Genomic DNA, 22,992 nt, shown 5'->3' on the forward strand with positions numbered 1-22,992 from the left:
TTTGCGGGCCGAGGGTCTGGCGAAATCTCCGTGACAAGCCATGCCGCTCTCAAGTTGCAAGATTGATGGCAAAGTCGCCTTGAGGATCATGCGGGCGCATCGAACTGATGCGCTGCCGCAACGGCGGCGACGGCGATCATCAAGACATACGTCGATGCGACCAATCCATATATCGAGGTGCCGCCTTCCAACCTAAGGTGGCGCCCATGAAAAACGCCCAAGACGAACACATCGCGAGCCTCCATGCTCTGCGCGGCATCGCTGCGCTTGGCGTCGTGATCCTGCATCTCAGCGAATCGACGCCCGGACTGCCGATCCGGAACTTCACGGACATCGTCGCGAACATGTTGTTCGCGGTCGATCTTTTTTTCGTGCTCAGCGGTGTCGTCATGGCCGCGGTCTACGGTGCCGCCTTCGATGAATGCGTCAGGGGCTCGACCTATTTCCGCTTTCTCATGGCCCGTGTCGCGCGCATATGGCCGATGATGATCCTTGCCGCGACACTGGCCATCACGGCCGAATGGATATCGAACGTCGCCGGCACCACGGTAGCCAGCACAGGCGGCACTTTTTCAAGCTTTCTGGCAGAATTCTTCGGCCTGGCAGGATGGTTCACATGGGCCTGGCTCAACCCGCCATCATGGTCGCTGACAGCCGAGTTCGCGGTCTATCTGGTGGCGCCCTTGCTCATCCTCGCCTTCAGACGGGCTCCGGTTCCATTGTGCCTCGCCACGCTGGCGGTGGCACCGCTGGTACCCGGCATTCTCTACGGAATGGCAACGGCACCGTTCGTGGACAATCCTCTCGGCCTCAACCTCCCGTTCGGATACACGCTGCTTGCACCCGAGGCTCAATGGTTCTGGAACATGAAGGGCGGGTTCATCCTCACCCGGGGACTTTCCATGTTCCTGTGCGGTCTCGCCTTGCACCGACTGGCCCGGCTCGGCTGTCTCGAACGCCTGTCGACGCTGACGACATTCCTTGGCGCCAGCGCTGCCACACTTGTCGCCTTGCATGCGGGCCTGCCGCGGGTGCTCATCCTGTTCCTGCTCATTGCACTTGTGGCAACCAGCCTCGGCCGGCACATGACCAACCATGCGATCTTCCGCCATCGCACACTTCACTGGCTGGGCGAAATTTCCCTCGGTGTCTACCTTATCCACTGGCCGTTGATCCAGGTCGCACGCGCGTCCTACAGCATGGCCTTCGGAACCATGATCGAGGAGGCAGGTCCCCTCGAATGCCTGCTGTTCATCCTTACAGTTCTTCTTGCGGTCATTGCCGTCGCCTCTTGGCTGTATGGAATATATGAAATTCCCGCCCGCAGGATCATCCGTGCCTGGGGAGAAAGGCGCCTCGCCAGAACCGGCAAGACGACAGTCTTCATGACAGGTGGGAAAAAAGTTGAAACTTTGGTACTCTCGGCTTCCGCATTTGTGTTACTGGTCTCCATTCCCTTCGGGATCATCACACAAGGGTACTGGTTGCGCGAAGGTTGGGCCAACCAGTTGCCAGTAATCACCCAGATACGAAAGGAAGCCAATGATGTCGTTCTCATCCTCGATCATCAGGCTCCCCTCCCCGTGCGCGTCGCGGGATGGGGCGATATCGATGCGGTCCTCGGACCCCATCGACGCAATGCGCTGGTACTGAAGCCTGGACTGCCGCTGCAGGTCACGCTGGTCCCGAGACCGATGTCCACCGGTCAGGGCGGAGTGGAGCTGTTCGCCGGACGCATTCATGAAAAGATCGAGCTCAAGTGACAAATATCTATCAATGATAGAAATTTCATTCAGACGATCATCTCTCGGTACATCATCATGCGATCCCCGGGGTCCGTTCCGGACTTTCGGCCTTCTTTCGCCGTGCATGAACTCATTGAATTCGCTAAGAGACATGCGCATGGACACTGCAAACCGCCGGTTGACGGCGTTGCGGGGGTCCGGGCACGTTTCGCGACAGGTCGGTTCCTTCCGGCAGGCTCGTGTCAGCAGGGGCGTAAACGTGAATGGCAACGATTGACTCGCGAGATCTCGCGCTGAACTCCGGTCGCCAGATGGTGACGCCCGGTCAGATCCACAACCCGGCCCTGCCGGCCCATCCGGCCGCGTCACATGCCCGGGTTCTCGAAGTGGATGTGCTCGACATCATCCGTTCGATCTGGCGGCGACGCTGGACGGTGATCATGACGACCATTGCCGGGGGCATGATCGCCTTCGTCATCGCGATGCTGTGGCCGGTGCACTATTCCAGCAGCACGCGGGTCATGCTGGAGAACCGCCGCAACCAGGTCGTCGATTCCAATGCCGTGCTGAGCGAGCTGGAACCGACCGACGAGGTGGTCGAAACGGAAATCGAGGTGATCCTGTCGCGCTCCGTTCGCGAGCTGGCCGCCATTCGGGCGAATCTGCCCCTGCTGCTCGAACGCCGGGCCGCCGGCCAGGATGAACAGGTTATCGACCGGCTCAAGCGCTGGTGGTGGGAACTCGGAGTCCCGCGGATTCAGCAATGGCTGCCGTCGCCGCTTGCAAACCTGCTGCCGGAGCGCGAACCACAGACACCCAAGACCCTCGATGATGCCGTGGAGTATCTCTACGATCACCTGACAGCGCGACAGGTCGGCAATACATCCGTGATCTCGATAGCGGTCACCGATGTCAATCCCAATGATGCCGCCGATCTCGCCAATATCGTCGCCAACGAGTACATGGCCAACCAGATCGCATGGAAGCGGTCGGCCACCTCGGGTGCCAACAGCTGGCTCAGTGCGCGCATCGGCGAACTGGAGAAGGAGCTGGCCGCCAAGCGTGCCGAACTCGAACAGCTGCGCAGCAATTCGGGCTATGTCGGGACCGGCGTAGCCTCTTTGGTTGATCAAGGACAGACTCTGATCAACCAACGCCTGCTGGAAGCCCGCGCCGAGCGGATCCGCCTCCAGTCGGAAATCGACTCGCTGTCCCGGGTGATCAGGGAACAGGGGCCGGAAAAACTGGCCAGCATGCTCGATTCACCTATCATTGGTCAGTTGCGGCTCGATGTGAATGCCGCCAATCAGCGGTTGGCCGAACTCAACCAGATCTACGGCCCCAAGCACCCGCTGCGGCTCGACGCCGAAGCCCAGCTTCATCGCGCGCTCGAGGACATCACTGGCGAGGCCGAGAAGGAACTGGCTTCGAAGCGAACCGCACTCGCCACCGCGAGCGCCGAGGAAAGCGAACTGCAGCAGGCACTCAGCGAACAGACCGAGCGAGGCCGCGAACTCGGCAGCAAGCGCACGACCGTTGCCGCGCTGGATAGCGAGATCCAGACGATGCAGAATCTTCTGGACAACTATCTCACCCGGTACAAGGAGACGCTTGAACAGCAATCGATCATCAGGGCCGATGCCCGCGTGATCTCCGCCGCGGTCGCGCCCGACTTCCCCGACCCGCCGAGCCGCAAGCTGATTCTCCTGGGCGGACTGGTCTTTTTCGGTCTGGTCGGCGTTGTTCTGGCCTTTGCCCGGGAGGCCATGGACCGCACCATACGCAGCATGGCCACGGCCGAGCGCATCCTGCAAGTCCCGGTCATCGGCACCTTGCCGAAGCTCGGGGGCAAGTTTCGCAACCATCTGCCAGCCGACTACGTCCTCGAACGTCCGACATCAGGCTATGCCGAGTCGATCCGCGGCATCATGGCGGCCGTCGGCGTGAGCAAGGCTTCCGACGAGACGAAGTGCATTCTCATCACCTCCGCCATACCCGGCGAAGGCAAGAGTTCAACGGCAGCCGCAATGGGACGGCTGATGCAGCGCGCAGGCCATTCGGTCGCCCTGATCGAATGTGACCTGAGGCGTCCAAAGCTTGCCAAGGCGATGAAATGCCTGCCCAATCTCGGCCTGATGCAGCTGATCGAGGGCCGCGCGGCCGAATATGAAGTCGTCCAGCGCGACTCCGCGTCGGGCATGACCTTCATAGGTGCCGGCGGGCATTCGGAAAACTCCCTGTTCCTGCTCCAGTCACCCAAGCTCAGGCAGCTCGTGACCTGGCTGGGAACCAGTCACGATCTCATCATCCTCGATTCGCCACCCGTCGTTCCGCTGTCAGATGCGCAAGCACTCACCGGCCTTGCTGATCAGATCATTTTCCTTTGCCGCTGGGGTTCGACCAGACGCACGACCAGTGCTGCCGGTGTCCGCATGCTGGTCAGGCAGGGCGGTGCCCCGGTCTATGCCGCGCTGTCGCAGGTCGATATGCGCCGGTCGGCGGGATATGATCTCGCCTACAGTGATGCGGGCTACGGCCAGTATTACCGGAATTGAACGCATTGCTTGCGAACCCGCTGTCCGATCCGCGAACGAGACTCGCCCTCTCGCACATGCGACTTGCCCAGACCGGGGAAATCTTCCGCCGGATCATGGGCAGGCCGGTGTGGAAGGACGAGGACTATCGACCTTCGCTCAGCGAGGACGATCGCCGCGAGCTTCCGCGAATTGCAGAGGAAATACGCGGCGATGCCGCGCGCGCCGCAGTGTTCGTCCATGGAGTCCTGCCCCGCTCCGGCACGAACTTCGTCGCCAACGCGCTGTCTCTCCATCCCGATATCTGCGCCTTTCCCGACGATATCTGGGAATTTCCACTGCTGCATCTGGCACCGGGTGGCAGAGCCCTGCGCAACGAGATACTCTCGCTGTTTCCAGCCAACGATACCAGGCTTTCCCCGCTGGCTCCGCTGGCCTATGTCGCATCGGGCTGGCTGCATTCGCTCGAATTGCGGTATCCGCGGGGCCGCTTTTTGTTCAAGAGCCCCCATGTCCGCGGCCTCTCCCTGTTTTCCTCCCTGTTCCCCCATGACCACCTCATCGTCTGCATCCGCGATGGACGCGACATCGCCGCATCCAGCGAAGGAACGTTCAAGGGCGGGATCTTCGGCAAGAACCTCACCCAGATCGCTCACGAATGGCGGCAGGCGACCGATGCCGTCCTGGATCTTGAAAATGCCCGACCGGACGGGATCACGGTGGTCCGCTTCGAGGATCTCGTGCGTTCCGCCGCGAACGAGATCCGGCGGATCCTTCCCAGGATAGATCTCGACATCGAACGTTTCCCGTTCGACGAACTGGAACATCTGCCGGTATTCGGATCGAGCACGAATGACCGATCCGATGATGAGCGCTGGCAACCCGTCGAGCGCAGCGGCGATTTTTCCCCGATCGGCCGATGGAAAAACTGGCCCGAGAGGCGCAAGAGGCGGTTCCATGATCTGGCAGGAACCGCGCTGGAGCGGGCAGGTTATGCCTGAGCCGCTGTTCTGCCCCGATTTCATCGGCATTGGTGCACAGAAATGTGCGACCACCTGGATCGCCGATGTCCTTTCTGGTCATCCTGGCATCTTCGTTCCGGACTGCAAGGAACTGGATTTCTTCTCCTGTCACTATCTGCGCGGCCATATCTGGTACAGCCGGTATTTCGAGACGGCCGGCGAATGTCTCACCGGTGAGATTTCACCATCCTACCTGACGGATCCGCTTGCGCCTGCGCGGATCCACAAGGCAGCTCCCGGTACCAGGCTCATTCTGGCCCTGCGCGATCCGGTCGAGCGTGCCTTTTCCTCCCACCTGCACGAAGTCCGCAAGGGCTGCATCGACGGCAGGGCAACGCGCTTCGAAGTCGCGCTTGAGCACAACCCCATGTATATCGAGCAATCGCGCTACGCTCGCCATCTTCGCCGCTGGCTCGCGGTCTTCCCGGCCGAAAGCATCCACATTGTCGTTCAGGAGGAGATCCCCGCCGATCCGGTGGCCGAAGCAACGCGCCTGTTCAAATTCCTCGGTGTCGACCCTCTGGCCCGGCCCGACGCGCTGTTTGAACGACGACACGAGAACATCGCCTATCGCAGCACGGTGGCACGGCTTGCCTTCCGGACCATCGGCAGAACCGGCCGCAAACTCGGGCTCGGCCGGGTGATCGCCGGTCTCAAGCAGGCACCCGGCCTGTCCCGGCTCTATCGCTCCCAGCGCATCGACATGCGCGAAGCGGTAGCGCCCATGGAGGATGCAACCCGACGACGGCTGGTTGCCGAGCTGGCAGCCGACATGCTGGACCTTCAGCAGCTCATGGAACGTTCCGCGCTGCCCTGGCCATCGTGGCGGGCCATAGCCCGATAGCTGGCCTCCTGCAGCACCGAACAACGCGCCGCGACCGCCTGTGCGGAATCGCATTCCTCGATCCGCGACCGCGACCGCGCTGCACGCCGCGCGGCTTCATCCGGATTGTGGCGAATTTCCTCCAGTGCAGAACGGATAGCCGCGCCATCGCCTGCCGGTACCAGCCAGGCAGCATCTTCCGCGAAATATTCCTCAAGGAACCCCGTTCGCGCAGTGATGACCGGCACGCCCGAAGCCGCGGCTTCCAGCAGCATGGTCAGCCCCGCACCGTGGAGATTTTCCGCACTGGGAGCCACGAACACATCCGCCCAACGATACCAGTCGGAGAGTTTCTCGAATGTGGCAGCCGGCTCGTAGCGGAGATTGGCATGATCTTGTGCAAGTTGCCGGACATGATCCCGGCGCGACAACAAGACCGTCTCATATTCAAGACGGTCGGCAACCGCATCGATCACACTCGGCCAGTCGCGGCGCATGTCATTACCCGCCGAAAGCACCCGCAACGGCCTGTCGGGCTTGAACCCGGGCGACAGGCCGGGCTTCTCGCGCAAGGGCCGATACGCTTCGACGGGCACACCGAAACGATAGGCGACCACATGAAGCCCGGGAGCGATCCCGCGAAGCGCTTCGGCACCGCCTTCGACGCAAACCATCATGGCATCCGTGCGCTTCAGGCACCATCGCACGACATTGCGGCGAAACCAGCCATAACGCGGCCATTCATCAAGCATCCATACCGCTTCGCTCACAATGACAGGGCGACGCTTGAGGAAGCGGGTTGCCAGGACGAGCATGATCAGTTCGCGCTCGGTCATCGCCCAGATTTCGTCCGCTTCGCGCACCCTGGCGAAATTGGCAACCACATGGGCGAGGTCGACACGCAAAAGCCGATGTCCCAGCCGGTGAAGGAAATTCAACAACGGGCCAGGTTCGACATCTTCGGAAGATGTCACGTCGAAGCCGAGTTCCCGGGCGTGATGCATGCCCCAGTGACTGGCTTCCGGGCGCTCGCCCCGTTCATGCGCCCGACGCCACCGGACTTCCGAGAATCCTCTGGGATAATAGACTAGCAAACGCGTTCCCACCCTCAATTCAATTTTTAACTGGAGAATGCCCCATTGCCGAGAAGGGTACAATCAGAGCGATCACCTCATCGAGTCAAAATACACATTCCGACCCGGTCGATGAGCGTCTGTGGCATTCGGGGCAATGGCCGCCTTCGGTTGCCGGATGACCGTTGGCAACTCTCCCGATAGCGACAGGATTTTCGGCGCATGATGCAAAATGTGCGAATCGTTGGTGACTGGAAATCACTCCGGTCGTAATAAGATGCGCCTTATGAGCCCTTACGGTTTCAATCCGGCGTTTTGGCCTTTATGCAACCACAACCTAGAGTGCAATTCCCACCGGAGCCTGCGTGACCGGCAGCGATGACTTCTCGATCTCGACACGGATCTCGCTGGGCGATCTTCTCGTCATCCTGACGACACTCGTGTTCAGCAGCGACCTTGTCGAACTCACCTTCCGCGGCATCGGCCTCGGCGCCGTGGTCCAGGTATTCTACCTGGGCATCTATGCCATGTCCCTGCTGGTCGCCATTCTCACGGGCACCCTGTCGGGCCTGGCTCGTACCTGTCCCCTCGCGCTGTTGATGATCGCGCTTCCGGTACTTTCCATGGCATGGTCATTCGATCCGAACGAGACACTCCAGCGGGTGATCGGACTGGTCGGCACGTCGATATTCGGCTTCTACCTCGGCTGGCACTATACGACGGCACGCCTCATCCGGCTGGTGACCTGGGGCATGATCGTCAATGTCACGCTCAGCCTGATTGCCATCGTCGCCGTACCGGCAATCGGCATCGATCATTCCCAGCAGTGGAGCGGTACGTGGATAGGCATCCACACCCACAAGAACGAACTCGGCGGCAGCATGAGCCTCGTGATCCTGCTGCTCGCATACGCCCTCTTCGACACGGGTGGTCCCCTGCGTTTCGTCTTCTGGACCTATCTCGGGCTGTCAGTGCTCCTGCTCGCGGGATCATCGTCGGCGACATCCATTCTCACGACAGCGATCAGTCTCGCGCTGATGTCGATTTTCGTCATCTGGGCAAAGGCACCGGGGCTGGCCCGGCTGCTCATGCTGCTGTCGGTGGTCTTCGTCCCGTTCTTCGCCTTCCTTGCCTGGTATGCCGACCTCTTCGACCTCGTGCTCGAAGCATTCGGCAAGGATTCCAACCTCTCCAGTCGTGTCGACATATGGCGACTGGTGTGGCCCTATGTCGGCGATCGCTGGTGGCTCGGCTACGGTTACGGTGTTTTCTGGCAGGAAAACCTGCCATGGATGAACCAGATGGAAGAACGGCTGCATTTTGCACCGTTCTATTCCCACAACGGCATCATCGAAACCTGGATCGGCGGCGGAATTATCCTCGTGATCGTCACCGTGTCGGTCTATCTGCTCGGCCTGTTCAAGGCGTTCGTCAGGGTCGCCGGCGAGCCTGAGGTCATCACTGCCAGTTTTCCCATCGTCATGCTGCTGGTCTTCATCACCCGAAACATCACGGAATCGGCCCTGCTCAACCGTAACAACATTTTCTGGGCGCTGTTTGTCGCCATGATCGCCACACTGGCTCGCGATGTCCGGCTGCGGCTGGGGTCCGGCACCATCGAACCGGTCGAAGGCTGAGCGCCCGTGCTCCGTTCGGCAGGCATCTACTTCCTCGTCCGCGTGCTGGCAGCGGCACTGGCCCTGATGGCCGTGGCGGTATTCACCCGTCTGGTGCCACCGGAACTCTATGGCGTCTATACGCTGGTCATGAGCACGTCCGTGGCGATCTTCGCTGTAGGCTACCAGTGGCTCAGGGCTTCGGTCCTGAGGTTCGTACCGGGTGAGAATACGACACCCGAAATCACGCTTCAGGCCGTGTTCGTGGGATATCTGCTCGTCTCGGCCCTGCTCGGGCTGCTGACCCTCATTCTTGCAACCGGCGGTTTTCTGCCGGTCGGTGCCGGCCTCACCCTGATCGGCCTTGCCGTGACGCTCGCCTATGCTGCCATGGAAATCATCATGGCGGCCTTCCAGGCGAGGAAAAACCCGCGTTACTACGCGTTGCTGACGATCGCCCGTTCGTTCGGATCCCTGATCGTGGGCGCCGTTCTCGCCATTGCGGGCTTTGGCGGGACCGGTCTGCTGGTGGGCGTTCTCACCGCCAATCTCCTGCCGCTGATAGCACTTCGTTTCATAGACGATGCGAAACTGCCGGAACTCCATGTCAACCGCGAGGAATTGCGCAGGATAGCGGCCTTCGGCCTGCCGCTGGGACTGGTGGGGATCGGGGGAACGATCATTGCCCTGTCCGATCGCTACCTGCTGGCATGGCTCATCGGCGTGGATGCAGCCGGCGCCTATGCCGCCCCCTATGATCTCGCCCAGCGAAGCCTCAGCGTGCTGCTGCTCTCGGCCTTCCTCGCCTGCTCGCCCAACGTGTTCGGGCTTTTCAGCGAAGGGAAGCTGAACGAGGCACGGTGGGCCATGCATGCGCAGATGTCCCTCAGCCTTGTCGTGGCCTTGCCGACGGCGACCCTGCTCGCGGTGACGTCGCCGCTGATTTCACAAATCCTTTTCGGTGAAGCCTTTCGCCAGACGGCCAGTGCACTGCTGCCCTGGATCACGGCGGCAAGCCTGCTTCAAGGTGTTCAATCCTATTATTTCTCCTATGGGTTCACGCTGCCGAAACGTGCAGGCATGAACGCGATGATCGTTGCCAGCGGTGCTCTTCTCAATCTGCCCTTGAACCTCATCTTCATTCCCTCCATGGGGATTGTCGGTGCCGCGGTCGCGACCATCATCAGCTATGCGGCCGTTCTCTTTGTGTCGATCATCATCACACGGCAATGGATCGCCCTGCCCTGGCCACTGGCCGATACGGTCAAGGTGGTCGCGTCCTGCGCGATCGCGGTCCCTGTTCTGCTCATGGCGAACAATGCCCCGTCGGTTCTTTTCGGTCTGGTGCTGGCGGCTGTCGGCGGGCTGGTCATGGCGACAGCCCTGCTGGCAAGCGATGCGTGCGGCGTGCGCCGAATCCTGCTGCGCACAATCCGGCAACGATGATCGGCAAGCCCGCTCATGTCGCGATCTGTGCCTGCACGATGGACCGGCCGCAGGGACTGGGCGCCCTGCTCGACGGCCTTGCCCGCCAGCGCTTTGACCATGTGGAACGCCCACGCCTCACCCTGGTGATCGCCGACAATTCGAAGGACGGATCGGCCCGGGCCATGGTCGAGGATGCCGGCCAGCGCCTCGGGTTCCCCACGATCTACGCACACCAGCCCGAGCGGGGTTACAGCAACGCCCGCAACGCGCTGCTCGATGCAGCCCCTGCCGATGCGACCTGGCTCGCCTTTATCGACGACGACGAGATACCCGGCCCGGCATGGCTCGACTCCTTGCTCGCAACCGCAAAACGCAGCTCCGCCCCGCTGATCGCCGGGCCGGTTCGACCGATCTTTCCGCCCGATGCACCGCCATGGGCGAGGCAGGGTGGCTTTTTCGAGCTGGGACCATTCGAGGAAGGGGCTTCGGCTCCCTATGTGTCGACGAACAATGCGCTCGTCCTCGTCTCCCTCATCCGCGAACGCGGCTGGCGGTTTCATCCCGCCTTCAACCGGCATGGAGGCGAGGATGAGCATTTCTTCCGGCGGGCCATGCGAGCCGGTCTTGTCGCCGTCACCTCGGCCGATGCCGTCGTCGAGGAGACAATCCCCCTGGAGCGCGTATCCCGCAGATGGCTGTTCGAGCGGCATCGGCGCATGGGACGAACGATTGCCCGCATCGATGCGATGAACGGTCATTCACCGGCGAGAGCGGTCAAGGCGCTTGGCTGGCTTGCTGCAGGTACCGGAACCTGTGCGGCCGGATTGCTCGGAGATTCCGTCCGCTCGATTCGCGGTCTCTGCCTTGTCGCATGGTCCTTGGGCAGCATTGAGGAACTGGCAAGTTCACGTACCGACGACTGAAGCGAGCCCGCACGAACTGGTGTATCCTGATCGGGTGCGATCGGGATCCGTCGTCAACGGCGGGCCATGTTGGCCGTGTCCGGCACGTCACCAGCCGCCGGTCGGCGGTCTGCCGACAGGATCGAGCGAAACTTGCGCCCCAGGAACTGCAGGAGAAAGCCCTGATACAGACTGTCCGGGTAGCGCCACAGACCCAGAGCAAGGAGCTTCACGAACGACCAATTCTGCCCCTGGTAGAGCGCGATGCGTGCCCGTGCCCAGAAACTGCTTATGGATGCCGTACGATGGAGCCTCGCCAGTTCGCCCGATGTCAGGCCCGAGTGACGGCTGCCGGCGGCGAACACCTTGTCTATGGCCGGATCGTCCGGGCGGATTTCGATACGCACCAGAGATGCCGTGGCACTCGACCTGCGCTGACGATAGTCAAGTACGGGCCTTTGCCCGAGGGTGGCGAAGTCACCGCGACAGGCCACACGGCACCAAAGCTCCCAATCCTCGCCCTGGGTGAGTTCCACATCAAATCCGCCGACTTCCCGGACGACGTCGGTGCGCAGCGCGATCGTGCCGCCATTGACAATGGTATTGCGGCGGAGAAGCTGCGCCAGAGCCGGGCCGGTGCCGAAACCGGGCCGGTCACGGGCTTCCTCGCCCCGTATCAGCGCACCCTGCTCGTCGATCTTGTTGTGCCCGCCTACGACCGCCACAATGTTCGGCTTTCTTTCACAAGCCTCGACAAAAGCCTCCAGCGCATCGACAGCCATGATATCGTCGCCATCGACAAATACGACCAGAGGTGCATGAACGAGTTCGAGACCGATGTTACGGGCATGGCTCACGCCGAGACAATCGCGCTCGACGACGGTCAGGCGTGGATCGCCGGAAAAGGAAGCGACGATCTCGCCGGATCGGTCGGTGGAACGGTCGAGGACGACAATCAGCTCGAAATTCCGGCATGACTGGTCGAACACGCTCTGGAGGGTTGCGCCAATGAAATTTTCGACATTGCGGGCGGCGATGACCACGGCGATTGCTGCTCCGCCGCTCCCCGCCTCGTGGATCCGGACCCTCGTCTTGACCGTATTCACGGTTGTCGCCCTCCAAAGCCATGTCGCACATGCCGAATTCTGCGACCCGTTAAGGTTAACGGCGCAATCGGAATCGGACCAGAGCCGATCGATACGCAGCGCCATCTCCTATGCCCTCGTCCCCGGCGTCCTTGGCCTGACCCTGGAAACCGGCAGCTTCACCCGACGGGCCAGCCAACGCGATTACCAGCCCGCGAGTGACGACTGGATCGCAAGGAACGGCCTGATCAGGCGCGGTGGCCGGGATTTCGGTCAGATCGCCGGCAGGAACGGGGATCTCTATCTCGACTTCGCCTGTCCCGGGAATGACCCCTTGCAGGCCTTTTTCAGGGATGGCCGGGCAGATGATCCGAAAATTTATCATGTCATCGATCCGAAAGACAAGAAAGTTCTATCTCAAGTTGAAATTTCCCATGTCTGGCGCAAGACAAAAATCGTGGATACCGCGAGGCTGGGGCGTTGGGATTTCGACTTCATTCTCCGCCACGAACTGGCTCTGGAACTGAGCCAACCCCTGCCTGCGGGTACGGCATTCGCGATTTCCATCGATACGCCGGCCGGCCGGGTTGTTGCCGAACATGTTGAGGAAAGTGCCGCACTGCACGCATCATATGCCGGCTTTGCCCCCGGCGATCCGTTCAAGGCAGCCTATTTTTCCTACTGGCCGGGACAATCATCGAATGGCGGACTTAGCGAAGTTCTATCCCTCGCCGACGGTACATCTTTTCAACTCATTGATGAACGGACTGGGGCAACGGCCCTCGAAGGTCCAATCGTGCTGGATGCACCGGTCGGTACGCCGCCGGCCCTGAACGCCTCCCCGGTTTACAGGCTCGAATTTTCAGACTTCACCCGACCGGGGAACTATCGCGTCTGCATTGCTGGTGCCTGCTCGATATCATTCCCGATAAGCGATAATGTCTGGTTGAAACCCTTTCGAACGGCGATGCTCGGTTTCTTCAACCAGCGCAGTGGCATGGCCCTCGGCCCGCCCTGGACGGCATGGAAGCGGCCGCGAGCACTTCATCCCGATGATGGTTTCATAGCCCGGCAGTCCGGCGCGACGCTGATGGACACGTCGATGGGGCTCAACCTGAAAAAGCGCAACAGCTTCGAAGCCTTGCGCGAAGAAGCCACGAACGTGACCGTTCCGGGCGCATGGGGGGGCTGGCATGATGCGGGCGACTGGGACCGCCGTATCCAGCATCTGCATGCAGCACTGGATCTGCTCATGCTGGTCGAATTGCGCCCCGAACTGGCCTCCGTCGAACTGGGGATTCCCGAGAGTGGCGATGGCATTGCCGATATCGTCGACGAAGCTCTCTGGAGCATCGATTTCTACGCAAGGCTGCAAAAGCCGGATGGAGGAATTCCCGGCGGGATCGAATCCGCCAATCATCCACAATTCGGCGACAGTAGCTGGACTGAACGTCAGGATCTTTTCGTCTATGCACCCGACCCCTGGTCAAGCTGGCTCTTCGCGGCTGCGGCGGGGCGTGCCGCGCGCATCCTCCGGGACATGGACGAAGCCCGCAGCCAGAACCTGGCCGCCCGGGCCGGATCGGCCTTCGCATGGGCCGAAGCGCATCGCGGCTCGCTGGAGACGCGACACCATGCCATCGGCGATGCCCGCAACCTCGCCACACTGGAACTGTACAGGCTGACCGGCAAGACCGCCTATCATGACCTGTTCAAAGCGGGTAGCAGCTACCGGACGGGCGGACCGAAGCGCTGGAACGAGAGGCAGATCGACGCCGGATTCATCTATGCGAAATGGGTGAAGGAAGCCGATCCCGCAATCGCCGCCCATGCGCGCGAGGATATCGTCGCGAGAGCCGATTACCTGCTCAAGACGAAACCCGGCGGATTTGGCCAGATCGTCGATCCTCATCGCAGATACGGTTACAGCTACACATCGACCACACCCGCAGATGCGGCGGATGTCTTCGTTTACACCCATGCCCTCACTGGCGATGATCGCTACCTGAAGGCGATCATCGCAGAGACATTGTTCGGGCTCGGCGCCAATCCCGACAACATGTCCTACATGACCGGATTTGGCGTCCGTTCGCCACGCGCTCCACTGGTGGTCGACATGCTGGCGCTGGCCGACAAGACACCGCCTTCGGGCATCACGATCTTCGGCCAGTATGACTGGACCCGACGCGGCCACCGCGCCATCGACACCGCAAAACCTTGGATGACACCGAACTACCCTCAGGAATGGCCGATCCACGAAATGTATATCGGTTTCCCATCATTCGTACCCGTGAGCGAGTACTCCATTTGGGCCACACTGCGACCGGTCGCCTTCGTGCTTGGCTATCTCGCCGGACGGTCACCATAAAGTCATTACGATAGCCACGGGACGATAGCCACGGGCCGGCAATGGGCTCCATCCCCGGCCTTTCGGCAGGTCGACCATATCCCGACCCGTGGACGCCAATCATGATGGGAAGCTTCAATGATCGTCGACTTCCACGACGGTCAGCAGGGAATCCCGCTGCCGCTGCCCGCCCGTTGAAGCCTGAGGGGTCGACCCGGAATTATGCTCCCGCTGTTCCGCGAGCGATGACTCGTCATCGGTCGACGTCATGCGGACGATCTCCTCGTGATCGGGATGACCGGCGAACGGCACACCCAGCGTACGAAGGAGAATGATGACATCGAGCGTCAGCGACCAGTTCTCGATATAATCCAGATCGCAGTTCAAACGGTTCTCCAGCGCGCGCAGCGTCGGTGTCGGGCCGCGCCAGCCATTGACCTGCGCCCAACCCGTCAGTCCCGGCTTGACGCAGTGCCGCCTTTCGTAGTGCGGCAACGCTTCGGCGAAAGGGAGTCCATCGACCTCCGTTGCCGGCGCGTGAGGGCGAGGGCCGACCAGCGACATGTCTCCCCGGATGACATTGACCAGTTGGGGAAGCTCATCGATGCTGGTGCGTCGCAGGACACGGCCGACACGTGTCACACGCGGGTCATGCCACGTGGCCTGCAACCGGCCGGCGGCATCCGTCCTGTCGTGATAGAGCGTGCGGAATTTCAGCATGGTGAACCGCCGCCCGTGCAGGCCGACGCGCTCCTGCCGGAACAGGATCGGCCCGCGAGAGTCGAGCTTCACCATGGCAGCGACAATGGCCAGCAACGGCAGGACCAGCAACAGCAGGACCGAAGCCAGACCGATATCAACCCACCGCTTGAGGCGCAGATCGAACACGCCGATCGGCTCGCCCGCATGATCCTGCCCCATATGCCGGTCGGAGACCTCCATTGCGGACAGACCGGAACCGGGTCGATCGGCAACCAGGTTCTCGCTCATGCCCATACCTTCCGGATCTTCGTCACGGACGCCTGATGGTGCCCGCATTTCCACCCTCCCACGCGATCATGCCGCATGGAATTCCTGCATTCATTTTTCGACATTGAGGCGTCCCGCACCGGCCCCGCCCATGACTTCGGGCCATCGAAAAAAGGCTAGCCTCTCGATTGAGGCAAAACAAGGGCTGCTCGACCACGAGCATAATATTTTGCGCCACCAATAATCCGCGACCGGAAAAAGCGACGATTGACAACAACCCGTCCACAGACAATGTGGCCTGGATGCATCATTCGCAATTATCCCTATGTGGCATATGGCATCTTTTTACTTTTTGTGTGGCCAAGCGATCAATCGATTACACTTTCTCGCCTTTGGCGAATCGATGCGAATACGCTCCGGGATAGAATATGGATATGCCATCACCATTTATCGGCGAAATATGTGGTGTTGCAGAACGCAAGCATCCTGCGCAAGATGCGCGCAACGATTGATCGGACAACATTGCGCTTTTCGAGGGATGCCGACCATGAAGACAATGTCACCGGCCACCACAGCCCTCCTGCTCGGGCTTGCCGGGTTTGCAGCGGCCGGAGAGGCCCGTGCCGCCGGCCTCAACCTTGAACTCAACAAGCTTGAGGCGATAGACCAGGGCTGTCGGATCTACATGGTCATCGGCAATGAAACGGGGCAGGAACTCGACAGTTTCCAACTCGACCTCGTGAGCTTCGATTCCTCCGGAATCATCGGCGAGCGCCTGGCCATTGAACTCGCCCCCATCGCGGCCGCGAAGACATCGGTCAAGCTGTTCGACATGACCAGCGCGTGCGATGCGATGTCGAGCCTCCTGATCAACGACGTGCTCGCCTGCACCTCGGCCGGAAAGCCCGTGGAAGGCTGCGCCTCGAATCTCACCCTCTCTTCCAAGGCCTCTACCGAACTCCGGCAATGAAAGGCCCCCTTCCCCGCATCGCCGCTTTGCTTCTTCCTTGCTGCGGATGTGCGGATGAAGTGCCAAACGGGAAATTGACCGCCTGGGTTTCGGCATCATGTCGGGAATATTGACAGGTTTGTGCTGTCGGTAGCGTTGGCCTGCCTTGAGGCCGGCCGGCTCATCTTGCCGTCGGGCGTGGTGCCGGTCACGATCAGCTTGACAATTCCTGCGGACGACCATATTTCCGGGCCGTGGCCATCAAGGATGGTTCTGGGGGATAGTTAAACGGTATAACTCTCGGCTCTGGACCGAGCATTCCTGGTTCGAATCCAGGTCCCCCAGCCAGGCTTGAATGTACCGCAGTTGAGAGTTCGACCGGGTACCCTTGAAGGAACGAGGGCAGCCTGTTTGTCGGTACTCGTTGCCTGTGGGGCGGAGTAGCTCAGTTGGTTAGAGCAGCGGAATCATAATCCGCGTGTCGGGGGTTCAAGTCCCTCCTCCGCTACCAAAATATTTCAACAACTTAGGCGATTTCTCCAAACTCCGTTGCACAGGCGTTGCACCAAACTGAACAGAGGGGGTGCGACAGTTGGGCTATGTGCAGTGTTGGTGGAAGTGCTGTTGGGCAGAGACCCTGCTGCACCTTCAAGGCCAAGCTGTACATCCCACAATGCATGTCAGTCACGCCACCGGCAATCCAGACCTTCGTGCCGGCAGGAAAGGCGATCATGAGCCCTCCACCATGGGCGGCAATCGCGCCAACAAGGCTGCATCGATCAAGGCCGGCACGACTTCGCCAGTCAGGACAGATTGGTGAATACCCTGTCGCGGGATCGCGCCAAGGACATGGTGACAAATTATGAACAGCAACAGCAGATCGACCCCGCACAAGGATTATGCCGAGCGGCGCGGCATCACCTTCCGCACCCGTGTTGCCCAGATCATGCGCAGGCTGATGCCGGAGTGCGTGCGCGATGCCGTCGATGACATGCTCGACAGATTGCGCGCGCCGGGCGACGGCGTGCCCGGCCCCGAGGCCGGAACTGGCCGGGAAAGGGAAGGCTCAGTTCGCAGTAAATATCCCCCGGCAGAGCCGGGGGCTTTGGTTGAGAGCCGCTCAAAGCGGCGGTTTGCGGCGCTGCGCGGCCGCAATCTGTTCGCCGCCTGAAGGCGGCATGTTCAGGGTAACAGCGCGAGTTGATCGAGCCGGCGATCTTCCTTCTCCTGATTGCGAATGTAGTCGCGGATGACCGTTTCGTCTCGCCCGACCGTGCTGACAAAATATCCTCTTGCCCAGAAATGTTGGCCAACGAAATTGCGTCGGCGTTCGCCATAAACACGGGCTAAGTGAATGGCGCTCTTCCCTTTGATGAAGCCGACGACATTGGAGACAGCATATTTGGGGGGAATGGCGAGCATCATGTGGACGTGATCCGGTAGCAGATGACCTTCTATGACCTTGCTCTCCTTTTGTTTGGCTAGCTGTCGAAAAACCGCGCCGAGATGTGGGCGCAGGCCTGTATACAGCGTCTTGCGTCGGCATTTCGGGATAAAGACGACATGATATTTGCAGTCCCAAACGCTGTGACTTAGGCTCTGATACGTGTCCATCGCTGACGTTCCTTCCGTATGCGTGGTGGCAAACGAAAGAAACCCGGCGATGGACTGCCGGAAACGTCAAACTCGGGCTGCCGCCCCGGCATAGCCGGGGGATCTCCTATTTTAGTGTGAACGACCACCGGCTGAAAGCCGGTGGCTTCAGGTTACGGCTCAAAGCCGGATCGGTCCGCCGAACGGCGGACTACGTGACGTGAAAGTCATCATCCGGTTCTGGCGGGACCTGGCTCTTGATGTACTCCGCCCATACCTCGTCCGTAACATTGCCGCTCGACGCGACCCAATAACCGCGCGCCCAAAGATGCTGGCCCCAATATCGCTTCTTGAGCGAAGCAAACTCGCTCAAAAGCTTGTGTGAACTGCGCCCCTTGAGATGCTGAACCGCTCGCGATACCGAAAGATCCGGCGGTATCGACAACAGCATGTGGATATGATCCCGATTGATCGAACCGGCGTGTATGACCATTTCGTGCGCTCGCGCCGTCTCGCGTAACAGCTCCCGACAACGGTGCCCGACATCACCACCGAGAACCTGGTAGCGGTACTTCGTGATCCAGACCAGATGATACTTGCAGTCCCAGACCGTATGGCTGCCGCGCTTGTAAACTTCCATGCCGGCATTCTACGACGCGCCGCCTGATCACCCAAGCCGCCTAAAGGCGGGGGATTTACGGATCCCCTATCGGGGACTTTAAAGCCCGTCAGCTTTCCTTCGGCCAGCGCTCTCGGCAGGATCTGCCTGACGAACGTCTCCGCGTCTTCACCCTCCAAGGCCCGCTTGGCGAGGATATGCGAGAGGCCGTAGCCCCGGCTGAAGCCCTTGGCCGGGTCGCCAGGGCTGCCATAGCCGAACGAGATCATGCCAATGTCCGGACGGTACATCGCCTCCGGAACATCGACCTTGTCGTCGAGAACCCGCGCGGCCGCCTGCTCGCCCATGACACGGCTCTGCGCCGGCGTGATCGACCACTCGCCGCCCAGGGGACGCGGCTTGGGGATGTCGACCGGACGGCCCCGTGGCGACATCGGCGATGGCGGTGTCGAGATCGGCGACCGCAGCGGCGACATCCTCCGGGTCCGGCATGCCCGGCCGGCGGCCGCCGAGATCGCCCAGCGGGTCGACACGCTCGACGTCGATGTCACCGGTCCGCTCGTTGACAGCCGGCTTCCAGGAGCGTCCGCCGCGCGAACTCCACCAGGCACCACCGGCGCCGACAGCACCGCCGAGGGCAGCACCCATGCCGATATCGAGCAGCACTTCGGCGAAGCTCGCATCGTCGCCGAGATAGCTTTTGCGCTGGAGGATGAACGGCTCCATGGCCGCCGTGCCGACAGCGCCCTCCAGAGCGCCGACAGCGGCCGTACGCGCGATCATCGCCCCTCGCGTTACCGCCTTGGCCACCCAGGCCGCCCGCCAGGCGGGACCGACCATCGGAATGAAATTCACCGGATCGGGCAGGCTGCCGACGAGCCCGGCGCCAAAATGCAGCACACTCTCGGCAAGACCGGCGTCGCGTTTCTCGATGACGTAATCCCGCCATCGGCGGAGATCGTGCGCGGCCGCGCACTCCTCCGCGCGCTCCTGCGTCATGAACGGATCGAACGGCAGATCCTCGCGGAAATAGGGGCTCGCCTTCCAGTCTTCCTCGCTCATGGCGGCGGGGCCCTGGCGCCTGGCGTAGGCGTCGATGGCCGCCCGCTTTTCGGCGGACTGCCGTCCCTCCTGGCGGCGCAGCGCCGGGTTCAGCTCACCCGTGGCCGAGACATAGGCTTCGGGCCCGAGATCCTCGAGCAGCAGACCGGGCGTCGTGTCGGCAAAGGCGGAGGTCGTGGACGCGCCGAGCGCCTCGAACAGATCCGGCCGCCAGGCGAGAGCCGCCTGACCGAGTTCATCCGGCGACGCGACTTCGAGATCGACACCTCTCATGGCGTGATGATCTCCCCGATTGCATTGAACACGACGCCTTTTGACGATTGCGCGGTGACATCGGTGCGCTGCCTGTTCGCCTCAGCGATAGCCTCCTCCGGCAGCACCCGGATCGGCGCTCCATCGCGCCCGGGCATCCATCGGGCGCGTCCGTCCGGCAGCCGCACCATCAGACCGTATCCGCCGTCGGGGTGATCGAGCCAGCGGGCATTCTCGCTGAAATCCTCGATCAGCGCTTCGGCAAACTTGTCCGCGAACACGCCTTCGCCAAGCCCCAGACGTTCCCGCAGCACATCGGCGCCAACGGTTTGCGGCAGTCCGTCGCGGATCGCCGCGAGACCGTCGGCCACTTCGTCCGCGTCGGCATCCTTCGGCAGGCTCACAGCCGCGAGATTGCTGCGAACGAGCGACTTGCGGTCGCGGGTCACGGCCTTGCGCGCCTGTTCGACCGCATCCGCCGGCGACATGCCGGCGGCGACACGCGCCTGCGCCACTTTCTTCACCAGCTCGACGTCGGTGTCGCGATCCTGCAGCAGCCGGCTGTCACCGGTCCAGAGTGCCGCCATTTCCCGCTCGCCGGAGATATCGTCGATGTTCAGCTCGTCCTCGATTCCCTTCTTCGCTTCCCTGTCGACATCCACCTTCGTGCTGATCGCATCGAGGATCGTCGACGCGGACGCCCGGTCACCTTCGGCGAGCGCGTCGATCACCCTCGATGAGCCGGCGGCCATGCCGGCCTGTTCCAGATCGGCCGTGACCAGATCCCGAACGCGCTGGTCGCCGATGGCGGCGAAGCCCTCCAGCTGCCGCAGGCGACCTGCCGTGCCGCCCTCGCCATTGACGCGCTCGACAAGTGACGAGGCCACCGCCGCCGGCAAGGGGCGCCGCAGTTCCTCCGGGACGCCGAGAGCCGCCTGCGCCTCGAGGCTGGCCGCAACAGCGGCTCCGACCGAATCCGCCCTGGACGAACGTATTGCGGGCCTCACCGCACTGCGCGACCAAGCGCGAGCCGACGCCACGCGCATCGAAGCCATGCTGGCCAGTTCCACCCACCAGCACCTGACAGGCGACGCCGTGCGCGAACTGACAATTGAAGCACGCCGCAGATTACGACTTGGAAAAGGGGGCTATCGGCGGGAGCACGTCCGAGCCTTCGCCCAGCGTGTCGAGGTCGCCGACGACGCGATCTACATCAAGGGCAATAAAAACACCCTGTTGCGGACACTGGTGGCGACAAAAGGAGAAAAATCGATGGCACACGTTTTACAGAGCAACCCACGGTGCCCCATAACCAGTACATCCACCAGAGAAGACAAGGCTGGTACGTCCGTGTCACCGTCCCGCCGACACTGAGACCACTCCTCGGTAAATCCCATGTGGTCAGGTCGCTCAAGACACGTGATGTCGAGATGGCGCGGTTGGCCTCAGTTTAGCCCAGAAGTCTGAGAATGTCGGGCTCGATAACCTCGTCCAGCAAGGCGATGGCCCGTCGAAGGTGTTCCACTTTCAAACCTCCCGAGTACAGGTTGAGCGCCAAACTTTGCTCTGAATGGCCCATCAACTCGGCGATCACGCTGGCATTGACCGCTGGATCGATGGTGGAAGCGTGTTCAAGATAGGTGGCGAATGTCCGCCGGTAACTGTGGAAATCCACGGTGCGGTCATCACCAAGGGTGGCTCGGCGAAAGGCCGTGTAGCGTTTCGAGGCGTACCATGACCGTTTCCCGTCTGGACCGCCCGGGGTCAATTCTGGAAATAGGAATTCATCACTTCCCGAGCAAAGTCGTCGCTCCAGCAGGCCGCATAGTCTCGGATGCACAGGTATGATCCGTTCGGCATTGCTAGTCTTGCCTTCCCTGATCGTGATGGATCTGTCAGCAAGGTCGATATCCGCTTTGTGCAGTTCACACAGCTCGTTGATGCGTGCGCCGGTCAGCAATCCCAAACGGATCAGATCGCGCAGGGCACCTCCATATCGACCACCGACGACAGGGCGGGGATTGGAAAACAGCAGCTTTTTCAACTCGCTGGCCTGATAGGGCCTCTTCTTTTCACTGCGAGATTGCCGAGCGGGCACAACACTCTGGTTTGTCCAGGGATTGTCAGCGGCGAGCCCCCGGCGAACGGCCCAGCGCCACATGGATGACAAGGACGAAATGATACGGTTGATCGTCGCTGCCTTCCGACCCGATGCCAGCAAGACCGTTGAGACGAATTCGCCCGCGACCCGGCGTGACACTGCATCAATCTGAAGTTGCCTGTCGTGTGACGACATAAACAGCTCAATGGCGGTTCGGTGTTGAAAACTGGTCTGCTTGGTGAAAGTTCCGCCAGCCTCGTTCAACCAAAGCTCGATCAGCTCCGAGATCTTCGAAGCTTGGGCCGGGTCCGTTGCAGGCGATTGTGAAATCACCTCCCGAGCCGGTTCAGTAGGACCGACAACGCGCCACGAGGGCTCTGGCTGCAACTCCGATTTCCGGGTCGCTATGGCGCAAGGTCCGCTTGCACCCGGCTCACATCCGGGAAGTTCAGGGCTGAGCGGATGGTATCCATCAGTTCGCACTTCGGAAAACCACTCGTTCACCTGAGCCAACACGCCCCATCGCCGTAGCCGCGCCGTCTCGACATCACGTGTCTTGAGCGACTTCACGACATGGGTTTTCCCGAGGACGGGCCTGAGTGTCGGCGGGACGGTGACACGGACGTACCAGCCTTGTCGGCGCTGGTGGATGTACTGGTTGTGGGGCACCGTGGGTTGCTCTGTAAAACGTGTGCCATTGTGGCACACATTGGTCTTTCGGGGACCGCAGAGAAACCCCTGTTTTTCAGGTGTTTATCCTAGGTGGCGGAGACGGGGGGATTCGAACCCCCGATACGGAATTACCCGTATGACGGTTTAGCAAACCGCTGGTTTAAGCCACTCACCCACATCTCCGGCGCGCGTTGCTCATA

Annotated in this window: 17 protein-coding genes, 3 tRNA genes and 1 pseudogene; 12 read left to right on the forward strand and 9 right to left on the reverse strand. The window is 61.3% G+C overall.

The features are described 5' to 3' along the window. Nucleotides 1-206 precede the first annotated feature (206 nt). The 4 genes from H6851_17120 (at nt 207) to H6851_17135 (ending at nt 6,145) form a co-directional block, all read left to right on the forward strand. Nucleotides 207-1,763: an acyltransferase gene (locus tag H6851_17120; protein ID MCB9945332.1), complete on the forward strand. Its 1,557-nt coding sequence runs from the start codon at nt 207-209 to the stop codon at nt 1,761-1,763. A gap of 245 nt (nt 1,764-2,008) precedes the next feature. After that, nucleotides 2,009-4,300: a polysaccharide biosynthesis tyrosine autokinase gene (locus H6851_17125; protein MCB9945333.1), complete on the forward strand. Its 2,292-nt coding sequence runs from the start codon at nt 2,009-2,011 to the stop codon at nt 4,298-4,300. Between the two features lie 5 nt (nt 4,301-4,305). Beyond that, a complete protein-coding gene (locus tag H6851_17130) occupies nt 4,306-5,280 on the forward strand; it encodes a sulfotransferase (protein ID MCB9945334.1) in 975 nt (324 codons plus the stop codon). Continuing rightward, nucleotides 5,273-6,145 carry a sulfotransferase gene (locus tag H6851_17135; GenBank protein MCB9945335.1) on the forward strand — a complete coding sequence of 291 codons (873 nt, stop codon included), beginning with the start codon at nt 5,273-5,275 and terminating at the stop codon, nt 6,143-6,145. Before H6851_17130 ends, H6851_17135 begins: the two co-directional genes overlap by 8 nt. Here the strand turns inward: H6851_17135 and H6851_17140 are convergent. Next, nucleotides 6,085-7,218, reverse strand: coding sequence for a glycosyltransferase (locus H6851_17140; GenBank protein ID MCB9945336.1), 1,134 nt, complete (start codon nt 7,216-7,218; stop codon nt 6,085-6,087). The genes H6851_17135 and H6851_17140 overlap by 61 nt on opposite strands. Before the next feature lie 344 nt (nt 7,219-7,562). On the opposite strand from H6851_17140, the gene H6851_17145 reads away from it, so the two are divergent. From H6851_17145 to H6851_17155, 3 genes are read left to right on the forward strand one after another with little or no spacing between them, the layout of a single operon-like run. Then, complete coding sequence (locus H6851_17145; GenBank protein ID MCB9945337.1) at nt 7,563-8,834, forward strand: O-antigen ligase family protein; 1,272 nt, start codon at nt 7,563-7,565, stop codon at nt 8,832-8,834. Between the two features lie 6 nt (nt 8,835-8,840). Further along, entirely contained in the window at nt 8,841-10,259 is a 1,419-nt protein-coding gene (locus H6851_17150; protein MCB9945338.1) for a polysaccharide biosynthesis protein, read from the forward strand. Beyond that, a complete protein-coding gene (locus H6851_17155; protein MCB9945339.1) occupies nt 10,256-11,164 on the forward strand; it encodes a glycosyltransferase in 909 nt (302 codons plus the stop codon). Before H6851_17150 ends, H6851_17155 begins: the two co-directional genes overlap by 4 nt. 53 nt (nt 11,165-11,217) lie before the next feature. On the opposite strand, the gene H6851_17160 is transcribed toward H6851_17155, so the two are convergent. Further along, on the reverse strand, nt 11,218-12,249 hold the full coding sequence (locus H6851_17160) for a glycosyltransferase family 2 protein (GenBank protein ID MCB9945340.1): 1,032 nt from the start codon (nt 12,247-12,249) through the stop codon (nt 11,218-11,220). Here H6851_17160 and H6851_17165 point away from each other — a divergent pair. After that, nucleotides 12,236-14,596 (forward strand): glycoside hydrolase family 9 protein, encoded by a 2,361-nt coding sequence (locus H6851_17165; protein ID MCB9945341.1) that lies wholly within the window; start codon nt 12,236-12,238, stop codon nt 14,594-14,596. The two genes, H6851_17160 and H6851_17165, sit on opposite strands and share 14 nt — an antisense overlap. A 114-nt stretch (nt 14,597-14,710) precedes the next feature. On the opposite strand, the gene H6851_17170 is transcribed toward H6851_17165, so the two are convergent. Further along, a complete protein-coding gene (locus H6851_17170; protein ID MCB9945342.1) occupies nt 14,711-15,613 on the reverse strand; it encodes an exopolysaccharide biosynthesis polyprenyl glycosylphosphotransferase in 903 nt (300 codons plus the stop codon). A gap of 478 nt (nt 15,614-16,091) precedes the next feature. On the opposite strand from H6851_17170, the gene H6851_17175 reads away from it, so the two are divergent. The 4 genes and pseudogenes from H6851_17175 to H6851_17190 all read left to right on the forward strand — a co-directional run bounded on the left by H6851_17175 (nt 16,092) and on the right by H6851_17190 (nt 17,499). Continuing rightward, complete coding sequence (locus tag H6851_17175) at nt 16,092-16,514, forward strand: hypothetical protein (protein ID MCB9945343.1); 423 nt, start codon at nt 16,092-16,094, stop codon at nt 16,512-16,514. Between the two features lie 253 nt (nt 16,515-16,767). Continuing rightward, a tRNA-Gln gene (locus H6851_17180) sits at nt 16,768-16,841 on the forward strand. An 86-nt stretch (nt 16,842-16,927) separates the two neighbouring features. Beyond that, nucleotides 16,928-17,004: transfer RNA gene (locus H6851_17185), tRNA-Met, on the forward strand. Nucleotides 17,005-17,285: 281 nt separating this feature from the next. Beyond that, nucleotides 17,286-17,499: pseudogene (locus H6851_17190) on the forward strand (hypothetical protein). A 176-nt stretch (nt 17,500-17,675) separates the two neighbouring features. Here H6851_17190 and tnpA (H6851_17195) read toward each other — a convergent pair. The 6 genes from tnpA (H6851_17195) to H6851_17220 form a co-directional block, all read right to left on the reverse strand. Then, nucleotides 17,676-18,107, reverse strand: coding sequence for an IS200/IS605 family transposase (gene tnpA, locus H6851_17195; protein MCB9945344.1), 432 nt, complete (start codon nt 18,105-18,107; stop codon nt 17,676-17,678). 190 nt (nt 18,108-18,297) lie between these two features. Then, the gene (gene tnpA, locus H6851_17200) at nt 18,298-18,726 is read right to left on the reverse strand and encodes an IS200/IS605 family transposase (protein MCB9945345.1); all 429 of its coding nucleotides are present in this window, start codon (nt 18,724-18,726) and stop codon (nt 18,298-18,300) included. A 147-nt stretch (nt 18,727-18,873) separates the two neighbouring features. Continuing rightward, nucleotides 18,874-20,040 (reverse strand): hypothetical protein, encoded by a 1,167-nt coding sequence (locus H6851_17205; protein ID MCB9945346.1) that lies wholly within the window; start codon nt 20,038-20,040, stop codon nt 18,874-18,876. Next, nucleotides 20,037-21,074 (reverse strand): hypothetical protein, encoded by a 1,038-nt coding sequence (locus H6851_17210; protein ID MCB9945347.1) that lies wholly within the window; start codon nt 21,072-21,074, stop codon nt 20,037-20,039. The genes H6851_17205 and H6851_17210 overlap by 4 nt, the downstream gene beginning before the upstream one ends. 395 nt (nt 21,075-21,469) lie before the next feature. Further along, the gene (locus tag H6851_17215; GenBank protein MCB9945348.1) at nt 21,470-22,690 is read right to left on the reverse strand and encodes a tyrosine-type recombinase/integrase; all 1,221 of its coding nucleotides are present in this window, start codon (nt 22,688-22,690) and stop codon (nt 21,470-21,472) included. 193 nt (nt 22,691-22,883) lie between these two features. Continuing rightward, nucleotides 22,884-22,975 (reverse strand) — tRNA-Ser (locus H6851_17220). Between the last annotated feature and the right edge of the window lie 17 nt (nt 22,976-22,992).

It is taken from the genome of Geminicoccaceae bacterium (assembly GCA_020638465.1).
Classification (GTDB): Bacteria; Pseudomonadota; Alphaproteobacteria; order Geminicoccales; family Geminicoccaceae; genus JAGREO01.